This is a genomic window from Sedimentibacter sp. (genome assembly GCF_032080165.1).
GTDB lineage: Bacteria > Bacillota > Clostridia > Tissierellales > Sedimentibacteraceae > Sedimentibacter.
In genome coordinates, this window is record NZ_DAMASY010000005.1 from 113,561 (window position 1) to 129,226 (window position 15,666).

The 15,666-nt window shown below is 36.7% G+C and carries 16 protein-coding genes; 15 read left to right on the forward strand and 1 reads right to left on the reverse strand.

Annotated features, from left to right (window positions below; genetic code table 11):
* The first annotated feature begins 282 nt into the window (after window positions 1-282).
* The 8 genes from RT412_RS08750 (at window position 283) to RT412_RS08785 (ending at window position 8,032) form a co-directional block, all read left to right on the forward strand.
* Entirely contained in the window at window positions 283-1,548 is a 1,266-nt protein-coding gene (locus RT412_RS08750) for a 5-bromo-4-chloroindolyl phosphate hydrolysis family protein (RefSeq protein ID WP_313340109.1), read from the forward strand.
* Between the two features lie 19 nt (window positions 1,549-1,567).
* Entirely contained in the window at window positions 1,568-2,719 is a 1,152-nt protein-coding gene (locus tag RT412_RS08755) for a toxic anion resistance protein (protein ID WP_313340111.1), read from the forward strand.
* Between the two features lie 342 nt (window positions 2,720-3,061).
* Window positions 3,062-3,511 carry a sigma-70 family RNA polymerase sigma factor gene (locus RT412_RS08760; protein WP_313340112.1) on the forward strand — a complete coding sequence of 150 codons (450 nt, stop codon included), beginning with the start codon at window positions 3,062-3,064 and terminating at the stop codon, window positions 3,509-3,511.
* On the forward strand, window positions 3,508-4,761 hold the full coding sequence (locus tag RT412_RS08765; RefSeq protein WP_313340114.1) for a hypothetical protein: 1,254 nt from the start codon (window positions 3,508-3,510) through the stop codon (window positions 4,759-4,761). Before RT412_RS08760 ends, RT412_RS08765 begins: the two co-directional genes overlap by 4 nt.
* Window positions 4,762-4,892: 131 nt before the next feature.
* Entirely contained in the window at window positions 4,893-5,585 is a 693-nt protein-coding gene (locus RT412_RS08770; RefSeq protein ID WP_313340115.1) for a response regulator transcription factor, read from the forward strand.
* A complete protein-coding gene (locus RT412_RS08775) occupies window positions 5,572-7,266 on the forward strand; it encodes a HAMP domain-containing sensor histidine kinase (RefSeq protein ID WP_313340117.1) in 1,695 nt (564 codons plus the stop codon). Before RT412_RS08770 ends, RT412_RS08775 begins: the two co-directional genes overlap by 14 nt.
* A 93-nt stretch (window positions 7,267-7,359) precedes the next feature.
* Entirely contained in the window at window positions 7,360-7,722 is a 363-nt protein-coding gene (locus RT412_RS08780; RefSeq protein ID WP_313340119.1) for a BlaI/MecI/CopY family transcriptional regulator, read from the forward strand.
* 1 nt (window position 7,723) lies between these two features.
* Window positions 7,724-8,032 carry a M56 family metallopeptidase gene (locus tag RT412_RS08785; RefSeq protein ID WP_313340121.1) on the forward strand — a complete coding sequence of 103 codons (309 nt, stop codon included), beginning with the start codon at window positions 7,724-7,726 and terminating at the stop codon, window positions 8,030-8,032.
* 123 nt (window positions 8,033-8,155) lie between these two features.
* On the opposite strand, the gene RT412_RS08790 is transcribed toward RT412_RS08785, so the two are convergent.
* Complete coding sequence (locus RT412_RS08790; protein ID WP_313340122.1) at window positions 8,156-8,401, reverse strand: GNAT family N-acetyltransferase; 246 nt, start codon at window positions 8,399-8,401, stop codon at window positions 8,156-8,158.
* A 164-nt stretch (window positions 8,402-8,565) separates the two neighbouring features.
* Between RT412_RS08790 and RT412_RS08795 the strand changes: the two genes are divergently transcribed.
* From RT412_RS08795 to RT412_RS08825, 7 genes are all read left to right on the forward strand, one after another.
* Entirely contained in the window at window positions 8,566-8,910 is a 345-nt protein-coding gene (locus tag RT412_RS08795; RefSeq protein WP_313340124.1) for a GIY-YIG nuclease family protein, read from the forward strand.
* Entirely contained in the window at window positions 8,907-9,371 is a 465-nt protein-coding gene (locus tag RT412_RS08800) for a DUF6530 family protein (RefSeq protein ID WP_313340126.1), read from the forward strand. Before RT412_RS08795 ends, RT412_RS08800 begins: the two co-directional genes overlap by 4 nt.
* Window position 9,372: 1 nt before the next feature.
* On the forward strand, window positions 9,373-11,406 hold the full coding sequence (locus RT412_RS08805; RefSeq protein ID WP_313340128.1) for an AAA family ATPase: 2,034 nt from the start codon (window positions 9,373-9,375) through the stop codon (window positions 11,404-11,406).
* 103 nt (window positions 11,407-11,509) lie between these two features.
* On the forward strand, window positions 11,510-12,100 hold the full coding sequence (locus RT412_RS08810; protein WP_313340130.1) for a helix-turn-helix domain-containing protein: 591 nt from the start codon (window positions 11,510-11,512) through the stop codon (window positions 12,098-12,100).
* A 160-nt stretch (window positions 12,101-12,260) separates the two neighbouring features.
* Complete coding sequence (locus RT412_RS08815) at window positions 12,261-12,938, forward strand: polyphosphate polymerase domain-containing protein (protein ID WP_313340132.1); 678 nt, start codon at window positions 12,261-12,263, stop codon at window positions 12,936-12,938.
* Between the two features lie 17 nt (window positions 12,939-12,955).
* A complete protein-coding gene (locus RT412_RS08820; RefSeq protein WP_313340134.1) occupies window positions 12,956-13,627 on the forward strand; it encodes a DUF4956 domain-containing protein in 672 nt (223 codons plus the stop codon).
* A 24-nt stretch (window positions 13,628-13,651) separates the two neighbouring features.
* The gene (locus RT412_RS08825) at window positions 13,652-15,451 is read left to right on the forward strand and encodes a CotH kinase family protein (protein ID WP_313340135.1); all 1,800 of its coding nucleotides are present in this window, start codon (window positions 13,652-13,654) and stop codon (window positions 15,449-15,451) included.
* Window positions 15,452-15,666 lie beyond the last annotated feature (215 nt).

Below are 15,666 nucleotides of genomic sequence, written 5' to 3' on the forward strand. Positions count from 1 at the left end.
AAAAATTTGAGCAAATCTATAGCTTCCAATTAAGCTAATAGATTTGCTTGTTTTTTATTTTATAAAATGTAAAGAATATATTTGTCGCTTGATGGGCTTGATGATATAATCAAATAAAAGCACTCTTTCAATAATATTGATTTCAAAAACCGGATATGATATAATTTATCAAATGAAATAAGTGGATTTTAGGAGAATATTTAATCAGACGCTGATTGAAGATTTTATCATTTAGCTAAATGAATAAAGCCTTATTCAAAAGGTAAAAGCTTGGAGGCTAATATGAATAACCGTGGAGGTTTAAATTTAGGTGAGGAAATTCGTAATATTGTTCAAGATGCGGTGAACAATATGGATTTTAATAGACTGAATCATGATGTCAGGAATGTTGTTAATGGTGCACTTGATGAGGCCAGAAGGTCAATTGCAGGAAATCATGCCAATCATAAGACATGGAATAATCAGTCGTGGAAGGGTAATGATTATCAGTATGGTCATGACAGATTTTCACAAACATGGAATTTTAATAATAATCAACGAAGATATCAAAAAAATAAATCGGTTCCTAAGTCGGATAAAATTGCTGTCCCGGTTGGAAAGGTTTCAGGCATGTTACTTACTGTATTTGGTTCAATCGGAAGCAGTATACTTTTAATTGCATCAATCGTATTGGCAATAATAGGCTATAAGCTTGGAATCGGCATTATGTATGATATCATAACCTTTATACTACTGCCCTGCTTTGTGGTAAGTACGGCTTTATTATTGAACGGAGGCAGAATCCGAAAGAGATTAAAGAGGTTCCAAAGGTATGTAGCACAGATGCATGACCGCAATTACTTCATGATTAAGGACTTTTCATCTGCTACAGGACGAAGCAGCAAATATATAGCTAAGGATTTGCGGAAAATGATTGATATCGGAATGTTCCCTGAAGGGCATATTGATGAAAAACAGACCTGTTTTATGTTAAATAACGAAAGCTATGAACAGTATCTTAAATTACAGGAAAATATGAGAATGAGGGAAATGGAGGAACAGGCAAAAAATAAAGAAGAGATCTTGCGTCAGAAACAGGCGCAGAAAGATAGATTTATTAAGAAGGATACATTGGAGCCGGAAATCAGAAAAGCAATTAATGAAGGACGGCAATATGTTCGGAAAATCAGAAATGCAAATAGCGAGATACCGGGAGAAGAAATCTCCCGAAAATTAGACAGACTTGAAGCAGTAACCGGAAAAATTTTTGATTATGTGGAGTCTCATCCTGAAAAATTTCCTGAAATAAAGAAATTTACGGAGTATTTTTTACCAACAACATTAAAGTTACTGGATGCGTACAGAGAATTTGATTACCATTCTGTAAGAGGCGAAAATATATCAACTGCCAAGAAAGAGATAGAAGATACCATGGATACTATTAATCTTGCATTTGAGAATTTGCTGGATGATCTGTTCCAGGATGCAGCAATGGATGTATCTACAGATATATCTGTATTGGAGACCATGCTTGCGCAGGAAGGATTAGCCCAAAAGAATATAAAATAAACTATAGGGGAAGAAAACAATGAATAATGAAGTACCTAAATTAATCCTTGAACCTTTTAGTGATGAGGTATCTGCTAAAGGGGAATTATACGGTGAAACAGCAAAAAAGGACAGCACTCAGATTGAAAAGCCGGTATTTGATGAAAGTACACTGACATCGGAAGAGAAAAAGATGATTGATGATTTTGTAAATCAAATTGACTTAACAAAATCAAATCAGATTCTTCAGTATGGTGTAGGAGCTCAGAAGAAAATAGCAGATTTCTCAGAGTCTGCACTGAACAATGTGAAAACCAAAGATTTGGGTGAAATAGGTGAAATGCTTTCAGGTGTTGTAACGGAATTAAAAAGTTTTGATGTAGATGAAGAAGAAAAAGGATTTTTGGGGTTCTTCAAAAAATCATCAAATAAACTTGCAGCAATGAAGGCTAAATATGATAAGGCAGAAGTAAATATAAATAAAATCTGTGAGTCTTTGGAAGCAAATCAGATACAGCTTCTGAAAGACATAGCAATGCTTGATAAAATGTATGAACTTAATAAAACATATTTTAAAGAGCTTTCTATGTATATACTCGCCGGTAAAAAGAAGCTAAAAAAGGTTCAGAAGGAAGAAGTACCTGCACTGATGGAAAAATCGGCTGCCAGCGGTCTGCCGGAAGATGCACAGGCGGTTAACGATTTGATTGCTATATGCAACCGTTTTGAGAAGAAGATTCATGATTTGGAGCTGACCAGAATGATATCAATTCAAATGGCACCGCAGATCCGTCTGGTTCAGGGAAATGATACTATCATGGCTGAGAAAATCCAGTCCACAATTGTCAACACAATTCCTCTCTGGAAAGGTCAGATGGTTTTAGCTCTGGGAGTTACGCATTCAGGTCAGGCTGCAAAGGCTCAGAGGGAAGTGACGGATATGACTAATGAGTTATTAAGAAAAAATGCAGAAATACTTAAAACGGCAACAATAGATACAGCCAAAGAATCAGAGCGGGGAATTGTGGATATTGAAACACTTCGTATCACCAATGAGTCATTGATTTCAACGCTCGATGAAGTGATGCGTATTCAGACAGAAGGCCGTCAGAAGAGGAAAGAAGCAGAAATCGAGTTGAGCCGAATCGAAAAAGAATTGAAAGGTAAGCTTTTAGAAATAAGAGTTAATTAGAGAAATATACACTGCGAGCCTGTGAAAAAGGTCTGTAAATTAAGTGTGCTCTATAAATTTGACCCTCGATATTGTTCATGTAACATATCGAGGGTTAATTGTTGAAATTCTATTATCATTTTTGAAGTTTTGTGTTATATTTTTCATAGCATGAACCTTCATTTTGATTTTTTTGAACAATTCAATTAGATCATAAATGTTGGTGCAAAAATACCATTGATATTTAGTAATATAATTTTTTTTTATAATGAGACTATTTTTGTTTTTATTTCGTCTTATGTGTAGAAGGTCTTCTTAGGCAGGAGGTGCACCAAAATTAAAATAAATGAAAAAGAGTTTGAATTGTTATTTAAACAATATAAAAATGATATTTATAGAATAGCTTATACTTATGTGAATAACGAGGCTGATGCTTTAGATATTGTGCAGGAAAGTGCATATCAGGCATACATTTCAAAGGATAAAATCAGAGATAAAGAAAAATTTAAATCATGGATATTAAAAATTGCGGCAAATAAATCAAAGGATTTACTCAGGAAAAACAAATTAATTTCATTAGAAGACTTATCAAATGTAAATACAATGCAAGCAAAGGACAGAGAAAGCGTGAATATTTTTATGGATAATTTAAGAACTTTATCCATTGATGAAAAGAATATCATTGTTCTCAAGGTTTATTTTGAATATACATTTGAAATGATTTCCGATGACCTGAAAATTTCGGTAAGCACAGTTAAAAGTAAATATTACAGGGCATTGGAAAAGTTGAAGATAGAGGAGGGGTTAGTATGACAGATAAGCTTGATAGTATGTTGAACAGTATTCCTATCCCTGACGGATTGGATGAAAGCATAGAGTTAGGATTTAAAAAAGCCCAAATTCAACAGAGCTCAAAAAAGAGCAGACGGTTAAAAATACTCACAGCTGTTGCAGCTTCGTTAATTATAATAATAAGTTCAGTAATTATAATAGGACCTGATAAAGTTGATGCAGCTATTAAACGTGCATTGCAATATGTTCCCGGATATAATGTCTTGATAGACAAGGAAGAAGGAAGTGTTTTGGCACTTCAGGAGCCGGTATTGTATGAAGATGGCGACATGTTTGTAAAAATAACAGCGGCTTCTAAACTGGGTAAGCATTTCAATATTTCGATTCAGAGTAATCATTCAACATATGGACGTTATGAGTTGATGTTAAGGGACGAAGGCGGAAATATTATGCACACGGGAAATTGGAGCATAGGCGGTGGCTCAAAGATGTGGCAAGGAGATTATTATTTCGAGGTGGAAAATGAGGCAGAAAAGTATTCTCTGTTGCTTGGGGATTTAGAGATTCCGTTTACATTGGAAAAAACAACTGAGATCGAAGACTTTTTACAAATGGGCAATCATGCAAGTGACAAGGGAATAGATATAGTTGCCATAAAAAAACCTATGGGAGATAAACTGATGATAAGCTTGTTGAATCGGTCAGAGGATAAAATATTAGCGGGATATCCACTTGGTAAAGGCTTGTTGCAAAGTCCATGGTTTTCAGCACCCGATGCAGAGATAAGCGTGTACCTGACAGACACCATGGGTAATAGAACATATCCAAGCCTGCCGTCGTCATACAGCAGCTCGATGTCAGATATATATTTTGATACAGTGGATAAGGAAGGATTGAAGCTTGTATTGCCATACGTCAATATAAAATATCCTGATGTAAAAACAGAAAAACTGAGGATTACTAAACCTCAGGATGGGGAGACGCAAAGTATTGACAAAACATTACACTTAGGAAATTTTGAGATAAATGTAGCTGATATAAGGCTTGAGGGAAATGAATTGATAATCAATCTGAAATGCAGTTCACCTGAGGATGAACTGTTGGACGGTGTGAGTGTGAACGGAATTTCAAGTTATAGTCTGGGTCCAAATGAGCATACCGGCTATACAGAACTGATAACAAGTGCAGATGATGTGGGCAAAAGATTTTTAATATATTTTGAATCACCAACATCTATACTTTTAGGAGACTGGAATATAGAATTGGACTAATTATTTTAACAAAGCAAAAGATGCACCAAACGCCAAGATAATATGATCCTGGCGTTTTTTATTTGTAAAAACTCCTATTTGGATACAAAAAAGATATATTTATATGATATTATGTACTTGGAGGTGAAAATATGGTATTTAAACTTCTTTTAGTCGAGGATGATCCGGAAATAAAGGAAATAATTTCAGATTACTTTACAGAAAAAAGTGACGGTTTATTTGAAATACATACTGCTGAAACAGGAAACGAGGGTCAGATAAATTGTATGTACAATGAATATGACTTAATTCTTTTGGATGTTATGTTACCGGGAGTTGACGGATTTACAATTTGCAGGGAGTTAAGAAAAACAAGTGACGTACCTATTATATTCATTACCGCAAGACATAGCGAGAACGACAGGCTTCATGGATACCAGCTTGGTTGTGACGATTATGTCTCTAAACCATTTTCACTTGCGGAGCTGTATGCCAAAGTGACGGCACTGCTGAAGCGATCAAAAGGAATGGTACGAAAAGAAATAATGCATTCAGGCTGTATAAAATTAGATCCATATCGCTGCACTGTCTATGTAAATGATGAGGAAGCAATACTTGCTCCCATAGAATTTGCGATTTTAAAGATACTTATGGATAATAAAGGTAAGGTTGTAAGCAGAGACCGTCTCATTATCCAAATCTGGGGATACGATTTTGACGGAAACGACAGAGTTGTGGATAATCACATAAAAAAACTGCGCAAGGCATTGGGAGATGCTTCGTCTCAGATTAAGACCATATTTAAAAAGGGCTATAAGCTGGAGGGGAATAATGAAAAGGAATAAAGCAAAGCGTTCAATATATATTCGTATATTTGGTGCATTTCTAATTACATATGTATTTTTGATGATTGGCTTTTGTGTATTTCTCGTTTCTCTGGAAAAGGAAGCTGCCGGAAAGGAATTTGCGGCTTATTCATTGCAAATCAGCAACAGGGTGGACGAAGCGTTAAATGGCAAATTGGACAGTAACAATAATATAATCGACATAGCAGATGTGAGAAGAGAATTTATAAGAATGCCTCTTACAGATATGCTTTCCGGTGCCGAAGCAGCTATATTTACAGATGATTTTGAACTTATTTATAATACAAACGACTATTTAAGATGCTCTTATACAAGAAATAGAAAGGAAAATGAGTCATATGGCGAATATGGTCTGTTAAATCTCAGAGAATGGTTCAGTGATGAAGAAGTAAAAGAACTGATAGATTATATGATTGCGGAGCCTGAAGCAAAAAAAGCAGGGGATATCAACGGGTATTCATTACATATATATGGATGGATAGACGGGGAAATGATTATCCCTGATAAAATACATGTAGATGCCAGCTATGCCGACAAGTTTGATGCGGAGGGAAATGTAATTGTAAGCAAAGGAACAATATCCTATGGCAATGTTTACAGCTCGGGATATGAAGATACAAGGGGACTCCCATACATTGAGCATGGTATTGTAAGGGATGATTATAATAAATTTTTGAATGTTGAAAATCAATACGAAATTCGTCAAATGGTTATGGATGAAACAAGACTGAAAAGCTATGTTAAACGGATAACAGGTATAGCCTATACGGCTGAAAGAGTTCATATGCTGACATATCGCTACTACAGGGTAGTCCCATACCGTATTACAACACAGACGCAAGATCAAGTGCTTTACAGTGCCTTTCGGACTGCCGTCGGAATGGATGTAAATTTGTGGGACCGCGTTAATTCAACCATGGCATATGTTTCGGCATCATGCCTGATAATGTTTATTTTTGCCGCATATATTCTGTCAAGACAAACACACAAAATTTATCTGAAGCAGGAAGAGCTTGATACAAAGCGTAAGGAAATGACGGACGCCCTTGCTCATGACCTGAAAACTCCGCTGAGCATTATTTCGGGATATGCACAGAACTTACAGGACAATGTTCATACCGAAAAAAGAGCGCATTATACCGGGCACATATTGTCCAACGTACATCGCATGGATGAAATTATAAAAAAAATGCTGGAAATGTCAAAGCTGTCATCGGACTCCTTTGAAATCAATATTGAAGATGTGTCTTTAAATGATATAAGCGAAAAGATAATTAACCGGTATAATAATATATGTGATGAAAAACATATAAAGACTTATATTGACGGAGAGGCAGTTATAAAGGCAGACAAAGCTCTCATAGAGAGAGTCATTGATAATTTTTTTGTCAACGCTCTTGATAACATGGATGACGGTGGAGTAATCAGGATATCAATACAAGACAATATATTTGAAATATATAACAACGGCAGTCACATACCCGAAGACATTATCAATGACATATGGCTCCCTTATAAAAAAGGCAATGCGGACCGGAGCAACACAAAGGGATCGGGTATTGGGCTTTCGATTGTGCGTACAATTTTAGAATTGCACAAGTTTTCTTATGGCGTAGAAAATAAAGAAGATGGTGTAATATTCTGGTTTAAATTTAAATGATATTATATGATGAAATTTAGTATTGACATTTTAGTCTATAAGGAATAGACTAATAGCATAAGGTCTATATTGTATAGACCAAGGAGGTTTATCATGAAAGAATATAAACTCACTGAAAGTGAAGAAAAGTTTGCAGATATCATTTGGCAGAATGAGCCGATAGGTTCTGGTGATCTCGTGAAGCTATGTGAAAAAGAAATGAATTGGAAAAAATCCACAACATATACAGTACTTAAAAAATTATGTGAAAAAGGCATTTTTCGAAATGAAAATACAGTTGTTACATCTATAAACACAAAGGAAGAGTATTACGCAAATCAAAGTATACGTTTCGTTGAAGATACTTTTGGAGGGTCATTGCCTAAATTTTTGACAGCTTTTATTGGTGGTAAAAAATTAAGTAATCATCAAGCGGAAGAATTGAAAAAGCTGATTGATGATCACAAGGAGGGATGAAATGAGTGAACTATTTCTTACTATTTTGAACATGAGTCTTACGGCTATTTATGTAATTATTTTTGTTATACTCATCAGACTGGTGCTTCAAAAATCTCCAAAGGTTATTTCCTATGCATTATGGGCAGTAGCAGCTTTTCGTCTTGTAATTCCATTTTCATTTGAGAGTGTATTCAGCTTAATGCCACAGACTGCTGCTCCTATTCCTCATGATATAATTTATCAACAAAAGCCACAAATAAATAGCGGAATACTATCTGTTGGAAATTGGACTGTATTTTATGGATTATATCTTGAAAATAGAAGATAGATGATGGGGGCACTTGATATTGAAGTGCCCTTTAATCAAATATGCTATAATCAATAAAAATCTGATGCTAATTTAGAAATTGGCGCGTTTACTACGTTCAATTCAGAAGCCATATACGGTTGATTATGTATTTCTCAATACAGTTATAAATCCATCAAGGATTTGATGACTTACCCTGAAACCTTTACCTTGATAAAAGTTTAGTGCATTATCATTTCCATTTGATACAAAGATAAATAAATCATTTATTTCTTTAAATGATTTTAACCAATCCATAGACATGTCGAACATTTTTGTACCAATACCAGTATTGCGATAATCTTCTTTTATAAAAAACTGAGAGAGACACCCTACGTCTTCTGTTTTCACAGAATTAAAGTCAAAGAAGGTATCACATTGTAAAGTAGCAAAGCCGCCTGAATATGTCTTTTTTGGTGCAATGGTGCTGTAAGAATATATGGTTTTACTTAGTCTACGGAGCGTGGATTATTTTTTTGAGTAATTGAGTATATAATAATGTCGAGGTGAAAATAATGGATATAAAAAGAAAAAAAGAACTTTTGGAAATCTATAAAAACAGGCACCCGGAAATGGGCGTAATTTCTTACTGCTGTAAAGATACCGGCGATGTATTCTTAGGCATTTCTAAAGATACAAAAGCGGACTTTAACGGTACTACTGTAAAATTGGCAGCCAATATGCATCCCAATAAGCAATTACAAGAACTTTGGAATAAATATGGTTCGGAAAGCTTTGAGCTATCAGTTATAAAAGTGTTAAAGTATGATGATCCAAACGAAGATCATACAGAGAAATTAGAAAGTTTAAGAGAACAGTGTCTTGCTTCTGATCCAAATGCAAGGAGGATATGGCGATGAATGAGAAAATTGTTATGGTATCAAATGGTTATGACCGTATAGACGGAAGAAATGCTTATCAATCTGATATCCGACGCTTAACATTAGGTGCACCTATGTTGGAAGAAAATAAAAAAATGCAGATTGCCGCGCAGATTTGGAAACTTGACAAAGACGGTGAATTAATTTTGGCAGAGGAGCTGCCTATTCATCAGGTATTTGACTTGATAATCTTCTTGTCCAGAACATTACTTTACTTCAAGGAGGCCTACCGGTTTCCGTTTTTATATGATCCTGAAAAACCAACAGTGGAACGAATTGGAGTACAAGGCGGGGTATTACCGGTAGAAGTTTGTGTAGATAATCAAAATATCAATGAGGACATCAAAGTATTTGCACAAAGTTTGAACGATTTAGGGGAATTAATCGGAGAGCGCCAACGGACACTTAACCGCATTTTAAAAGAATTGGAGCATTATTAATATGAAACAGAATTGTATTCTGTCACCTGACAGGCAGCTAACAGAATTGGAGCAGTCCCTTGTCTGGCAAAAACCACCTTCACATATTGAGAGTGAAGCAGAAAAACGTATATATCATGAAGTAGTAAGAAATTGGAATAGCGGTGAAATGAAAATCAGTACAATTTTACTGGAGGGAGATGCAGGTTCGGGAAAAACACAAATTGCCAAAGCTCTCTCTGCTGATTTTAACATGCCTTACACAAAAGTGACTTGCTTTGCGGATATGGATAAATCTGATGTGTTAGGTTCAATTCTTCCGGTATTGTCTGAAAAAGATGAATCGGATACGGTTGAATATCGGTATTATCCGTCAGAAATTGTCCGTGCTTATGAAAATGGATGGCTATTGGAGATTCAGGAACCGACGGTGATTCGTGATGCTGCTGTTTTAATGGCACTAAATTCCGCATTAGAATCAGATGGGAGCTTAAACTTACCGACTCGCATCGTACACAGGCATCCTGATTTTATTACTGTTATTACAACAAACCGCGGCTACAACGGATACCGTCCTTTAAATGAAGCTTTGCGTGACAGAGTTCAGCATGCTGAAAAATTAGACTTACCGTCCAAGGAAGTAATGATGGAACGAGCCCAAGCCAAGACCGGATATAAATCTAAAAATGTTCTTTCTCTTTTAGCCGATACGATTATCCTGTTGGATGAAACGGCACGGGCTAATGCAATTAAGGGTGTTGCCGGTATGCGATCCTATATTTTTTGGGTTGATGCCGTTGCAAGTGGTGCATCAGTACAAAGCACTTTGTATCATAAGGTACTCTACAAGATTACCACTGACCCACAGGAGCTTGCTATTTTAGAGCAGGCAATGGTAAGTCATGGTTTGACAGATAAGCTTGAAGAATTAGACAGTATATGCCATTCTCAATCAGAAGGAGAGAATCCGGAAGTAATGGAGCTCCAAATTTCCGAAAATGGAGAATACTCTGCAGAAACAGATAAAGCTGAAAAGAATGCAATCCGCCTGAGAAAATCAGCAGACAGTGAGGGGCATTCGGATACGAGCAGTGATAAAAATACTGATGTTTCAGGCAATGACAATGGAGAAAACGGCACCCCGTTTTATCATGAGCTTGATAAACCCGTTACAAACGAACAAAAAATAGAGTTTCGCAAGCAATTAAATAAAGAAGCTCGAAAAAGTGTTCAAGGCAGCTGCCATGAAGTAATTAAGCTTATTGTACACCGTCCGGAAGCTACCGCTCAAGACAGGGAAGAATATAACAGCATGGCTGCTGACTTGCTGCCGGTAATTCGGGAATTAATCCGCAAAACAAATCCACTTTTAGAGCATGAGGTTTCCTCTGAATTCGCTAAATCTCAGCTTTATGGCACAAAATTTTGTGCTGATCAAACAGCTTCTATGGATTTCCGCGTATTTGCCCGTAAGCGCCCGCCTGCGGAAGAGCCTTCTCTTGCAGTTGCTCTCAGGATTGACGAATCAGCATCTATGTCAGCCTTCGGCCGCTTAGATGCAGCAAAACAGGCAGCCGTAGCTTTATATGAATTTTGCACCGGGTGTGGTATTCCGATAATGGTTTACGGGGATACGGCAGACCGCTCCAAGCTGGAACAAATGTCCATTTATGCATATGTAGACTTTGAAAGTAAAGATGCGAACGAAAAATATGCTCTTATGAATATTCAGGCTCGCAGTAATAACCGGGATGGTATGGCATTACGCATTATTAGCGATAGATTGATTAATGCACCGCAAAAAACTAAATTAATAATCAGTATCAGTGACGGGCAGCCTAAGGCTATGCCCGATTACACAGGCGAAAAAGCAGCTCGTGATATGAAAGATACATTACAGGAATACAGGCGCAAAGGAATCCAGTTCCTTGCTGCAGCTATCGGGCAGGATAAAGAGGATATCCGTGAACTTTACGGAGCTGAAAATACATTGGATATAACTGATTTGAAGCAGCTTCCGGCAAGATTGGTACAAATTATCGCAAGATTTCTGTAAGTATGTTATAATACATATATCATACCATCGCCTCGGCAATGCAAGCGAGCTTGCGCTGCACTCGGCTCAGATATGATATAATAAGCAGAATGGAGGTGGAGACATGGATTGTGTGAAAGTAGGCAGATTGATTGCCAAACTGCGGAAAGAAAAAAACCTTACACAAAAAAACATTGCAGATGCGTTGGGTATTCAAAATAAAACTGTTTCAAAATGGGAATGCGGTTCAGGGTGTCCCGACTTGTCTCTATGGCCGGAATTATCCGCTATTTTGGGCGTTGACATGAAACAGATGATGGAAGGTGAAATTACACCAAACAAGCCGGACAGCGGCAACATTGACAAAGTGCGTTTTTATGTATGCCCTTCCTGCGGAAATATTCTTGTCAGCACAGGAAGTGCATCTATCTTTTGCTGCGGAAGAAAATTAGAATATATCTTGCCGGGGGATACGTCCTATGCACCTGAAATAACAGCAGAAGAAATGGACACCGATTACTTTGTTACATTTGATCATCCCATGACCAAGGAGCATTATATATCCTTTGTTGCCTGTGTTAAAAGTGACAGAGTATTTTTGAATCGATTGTATCCGGAACAAAGTCCAAGTTGCAGAATTCCAATAACTATCGGCGGCAAGCTATATGTTTATTGTATTAAACATGGCTTATCGGTATATTCAGATAATCTATAATGCTGCTAAAGTAGAATTAATTGCGTTTTATTCCCTTAAATCATTGATTTAAGGGAATTTTTCTTTTCTATAAAAATTCAGCTAAAGTTCAGATAACGAACAATTGCACTTCAGTTTAAGGGGTTAGAATTAAATCATTCCAAAGAAGAGGAGTGAAAAAATGAGAGAATCCCAAGGAAGACATGAACTGAAGTATTATATAAACTATGTTGATGTATTACAACTTAGAGCAAAGTTACCATATGTGGCTAATCTTGATGAATATGCAGCACAAAGAAATGGATACAATGTAAAGAGTCTCTACTTCGACAACTATAACGATAAAGTGTTAAAAGAGAAGATTGACGGTGTAAACGAAAGGGAAAAGTTCCGTTTGCGTCTTTATAACGATGACATATCTTTTATCCGCCTCGAAAAAAAGAGCAAAAAAAATGGTGTTTGTTTTAAGGAGAGTACCATCATAACAGCAGAAGAATGCAGGCGATTGCTTGATGGTGATTTTGTTACACTAAAGGAAAATGGAAGTTCTCTGTGCATGGAACTGTATACCAAAATGCATTACCAGCAGCTACGAGCTAAAAATATTGTAGACTATCAGCGGGAGGCTTTTATATATCCAATGGGAAATGTACGTGTTACGCTGGATTATGACATTCGAACAAGCAACAATATCCATGATTTTTTAAAACCGGAGATTGTTCCTGTGCCAATATGTGGCGTTTATATTCTTGAAGTGAAATATGACAACTTTCTGCCGGAGATAATTCGCGGCATGGCATCACTTTCAAGTAGAAGAAGCACTGCATTTTCAAAATATGCAGCAACAAGAATTATTTAAATCGGAGGTAAATTATAATGACATTCAATGATATTTTTAAATCAAGTTTTTTAGAAAAAGCAGCGGAGTTTTCAATTTTGGATGTGGGAATTGCAATGCTTTTATCCTTTGCAATCGGGCTTTTCATATTCTTTGTTTACAAACAAACTTTTACAGGAGTTATGTATTCGGCATCCTTTGGAGTTTCTATTATGGCAATGACACTGATTACAACTCTCATCATTCTTGCGGTTACATCAAACATTATTTTATCACTTGGTATGGTAGGTGCCTTATCTATTGTTCGTTTTAGAACAGCCGTAAAAGAACCTTTAGACATTGCATTTTTGTTTTGGGCAATTTCAGCAGGTATTGTTATCGGTGCAGGATTGATTCCCCTTGGTATCATAGGGTCAATCTTCATTGGCATCATACTTCTTGTGTTTGTAAACAAGAAAAGCAGCGACACACCATATATTGTGGTGCTTAATCTTGAAAATGATAAAGCAGAAAGCGACTGCATGGACATGATAAAGCTAAAGGCAAAGAAAAGCTTAATAAAGGCGAAGACAGTTACAAAAAACGGCATTGAACTTACAGTTGAAGTGCGACTTTTAGATATGTCGGCAAGGCTTCTTAATGAATTACTTACTATAAATGGCGTGAACAATGCTTGCCTTGTAAGCTATAACGGAGAATATACAGCTTAAATATGTAAAAATCGAGGTGAAAGCATGATACAAAGTAAAAAAATAAATATAATTGTTGCGTTTGCTGTGGTTTTTGCCTTGGTAATAAGCATTGCTTCAGTAGTGATAGGAAATACACAACGCATAAACGGTAATTTGAAAACCGAAGCAGAATATGCAACAAAGATTTTTGGAATGGATATTATCTCTATTGAGATTATTGCAGATGAAGCTGATTGGCAAAATATGCTCAATAGTGCTGCAAGTGAGCAATATATCATGGCAGATGTGATTGTAAATGGGACTAAATTTCAAAATGTGGGTGTTCGTCCGAAGGGCAACTCAAGCTTAACACAAGTGGCAAGCTCCGATAGCGACAGATATAGTTTTCGACTTCAATTTGACGAGTATATCAAAGACCAAACATGCTTTGGTCTTGAGAGTTTTGTGGTCAATAATATGCTTGGAGATAACACTTACATGAAGGAGTATGTTTCCTATGAGCTAATGAAGGAAATTGGTGTAGATGCACCATATTTTGGCTATGCGGACATCAAAGTAAACGGTGAAAGCTGGGGACTGTACCTTGCTGTGGAGCTATATAACGATAGCTTTGAACAGCGTGCCTTTGGAGATACTTCAGGGATGCTTTATAATGTGAAAAGTATGGATATGGGTGGAAATCAACTGGAACACCAAGATATAAACGTGCCGGCCATGCCGGATGGACAAAACAGCAGACCCCAAAGACAACCATTTTCGTCGCCGGATGCGAATCCTGATTTCAACGTCAGTCCGCCGTCTATTACAGACAATTCTGCTCCTCCGGTGCAAATGGATATTGAAAATAACAGCATAGATAGAAATTCCGGAGTTAGAGGTGGGCGCGGCAGCTCAGGTGGCAGTCTTGAATATACAGATGATAACACCGAAAGTTACAGTGCTATCTTTAATAATGTAGTAGGAAAAGGAACGGACAGCGACTTTCAGCGTGTTGTGCAGGCTCTTAAAGCACTTTCGGAGGGCAAAGAATTGGAAACATATTTTGATATAGACCAGATTCTGCGATATTTAGCGGCGCACACTATCGTTGTAAATCTTGACAGCTATAGTTCCGGCATGGCACAAAACTACTATATATATGAGCGTAACGGTAGGCTTACCATTCTGCCGTGGGACTACAACCTTGCATGGGGTGGTTTTCAAAGCGGAAGCGCATCATCTGTGATAAATTTTCCAATTGATACACCGTTAAGCGGAGTTGAAATGTCAAGCAGACCGTTGATTGAAAAGCTGTTTGCAAATACAGAATATTTAGAAAAATATCACAGTTATTTACAGCAGTTAATTGATAATTACTTTGTAAACGGAAAGTTTGAAGAAAAAATGAATACGCTTGATGCCATGATTTCTGATTATGTAAAAAACGACGCTACTGCATTTTGTACCTATGAGGAGTACAAGACCGCTGTTTCAACCTTTATTACACTTGGCAATCTTCGTGCTCAAAGTGTGCAGGGACAGCTTGAAGGCATTATTCCCTCTACTGCGTCAGAGCAAAATACAAATGTTGATCAGCTTATATCAGCAGGGGATTTAAAATTATCAGACCTTGGCAGTATGATGAGTGGAAAAGGTGACAATAACAGTGGCAATAGAAATTCTACCGATAATACTGGAGGAATGGAACAGTGGAGGCAAAATAGAAATACTCCGAATCAGTCATATTTGGGTGATCCCGCAAACCAAAAAAAAGGGACCAATAATATTATTCTAATCGGTGTATTGGTACTTATGCTAATAGCTGCTTTAATATTTGTTGTAAGATTCAAAAAGAGCTATTAGATCTAAAAAGCTGCAAGACATTTGATGTCTTGTGGCACTTTAATATTTCAGTTAAAGTCCATATTATTTATATTATATTGATTTTATGATACAATAGAACACATACAGAAAACAAATTTAAGCGATTAATCTTTCAAACAGTGAGTGTTCTGCCTTTTAGGACGTGGTCATCATATTTTAATGAAGACCTTCGCAAAATTTTGAGAAAGGAATTA

Excerpts from the sequence above, each read along its gene's own strand:
- RT412_RS08825 (WP_313340135.1), top strand. The coding sequence starts at position 13,652 with ATGATACAAAGTAAAAAAATAAATATAATTGTTGCGTTTGCTGTGGTT.
- RT412_RS08815 (WP_313340132.1), top strand. The coding sequence starts at position 12,261 with ATGAGAGAATCCCAAGGAAGACATGAACTGAAGTATTATATAAACTAT.
- RT412_RS08810 (WP_313340130.1), top strand. The coding sequence starts at position 11,510 with ATGGATTGTGTGAAAGTAGGCAGATTGATTGCCAAACTGCGGAAAGAA.
- RT412_RS08795 (WP_313340124.1), top strand. The coding sequence starts at position 8,566 with ATGGATATAAAAAGAAAAAAAGAACTTTTGGAAATCTATAAAAACAGG.
- RT412_RS08780 (WP_313340119.1), top strand. The coding sequence starts at position 7,360 with ATGAAAGAATATAAACTCACTGAAAGTGAAGAAAAGTTTGCAGATATC.
- RT412_RS08820 (WP_313340134.1), top strand. The coding sequence starts at position 12,956 with ATGACATTCAATGATATTTTTAAATCAAGTTTTTTAGAAAAAGCAGCG.
- RT412_RS08775 (WP_313340117.1), top strand. The coding sequence starts at position 5,572 with ATGAAAAGGAATAAAGCAAAGCGTTCAATATATATTCGTATATTTGGT.
- RT412_RS08755 (WP_313340111.1), top strand. The coding sequence starts at position 1,568 with ATGAATAATGAAGTACCTAAATTAATCCTTGAACCTTTTAGTGATGAG.
- RT412_RS08805 (WP_313340128.1), top strand. The coding sequence starts at position 9,373 with ATGAAACAGAATTGTATTCTGTCACCTGACAGGCAGCTAACAGAATTG.
- RT412_RS08785 (WP_313340121.1), top strand. The coding sequence starts at position 7,724 with ATGAGTGAACTATTTCTTACTATTTTGAACATGAGTCTTACGGCTATT.
- RT412_RS08750 (WP_313340109.1), top strand. The coding sequence starts at position 283 with ATGAATAACCGTGGAGGTTTAAATTTAGGTGAGGAAATTCGTAATATT.
- RT412_RS08765 (WP_313340114.1), top strand. The coding sequence starts at position 3,508 with ATGACAGATAAGCTTGATAGTATGTTGAACAGTATTCCTATCCCTGAC.
- RT412_RS08800 (WP_313340126.1), top strand. The coding sequence starts at position 8,907 with ATGAATGAGAAAATTGTTATGGTATCAAATGGTTATGACCGTATAGAC.
- RT412_RS08770 (WP_313340115.1), top strand. The coding sequence starts at position 4,893 with ATGGTATTTAAACTTCTTTTAGTCGAGGATGATCCGGAAATAAAGGAA.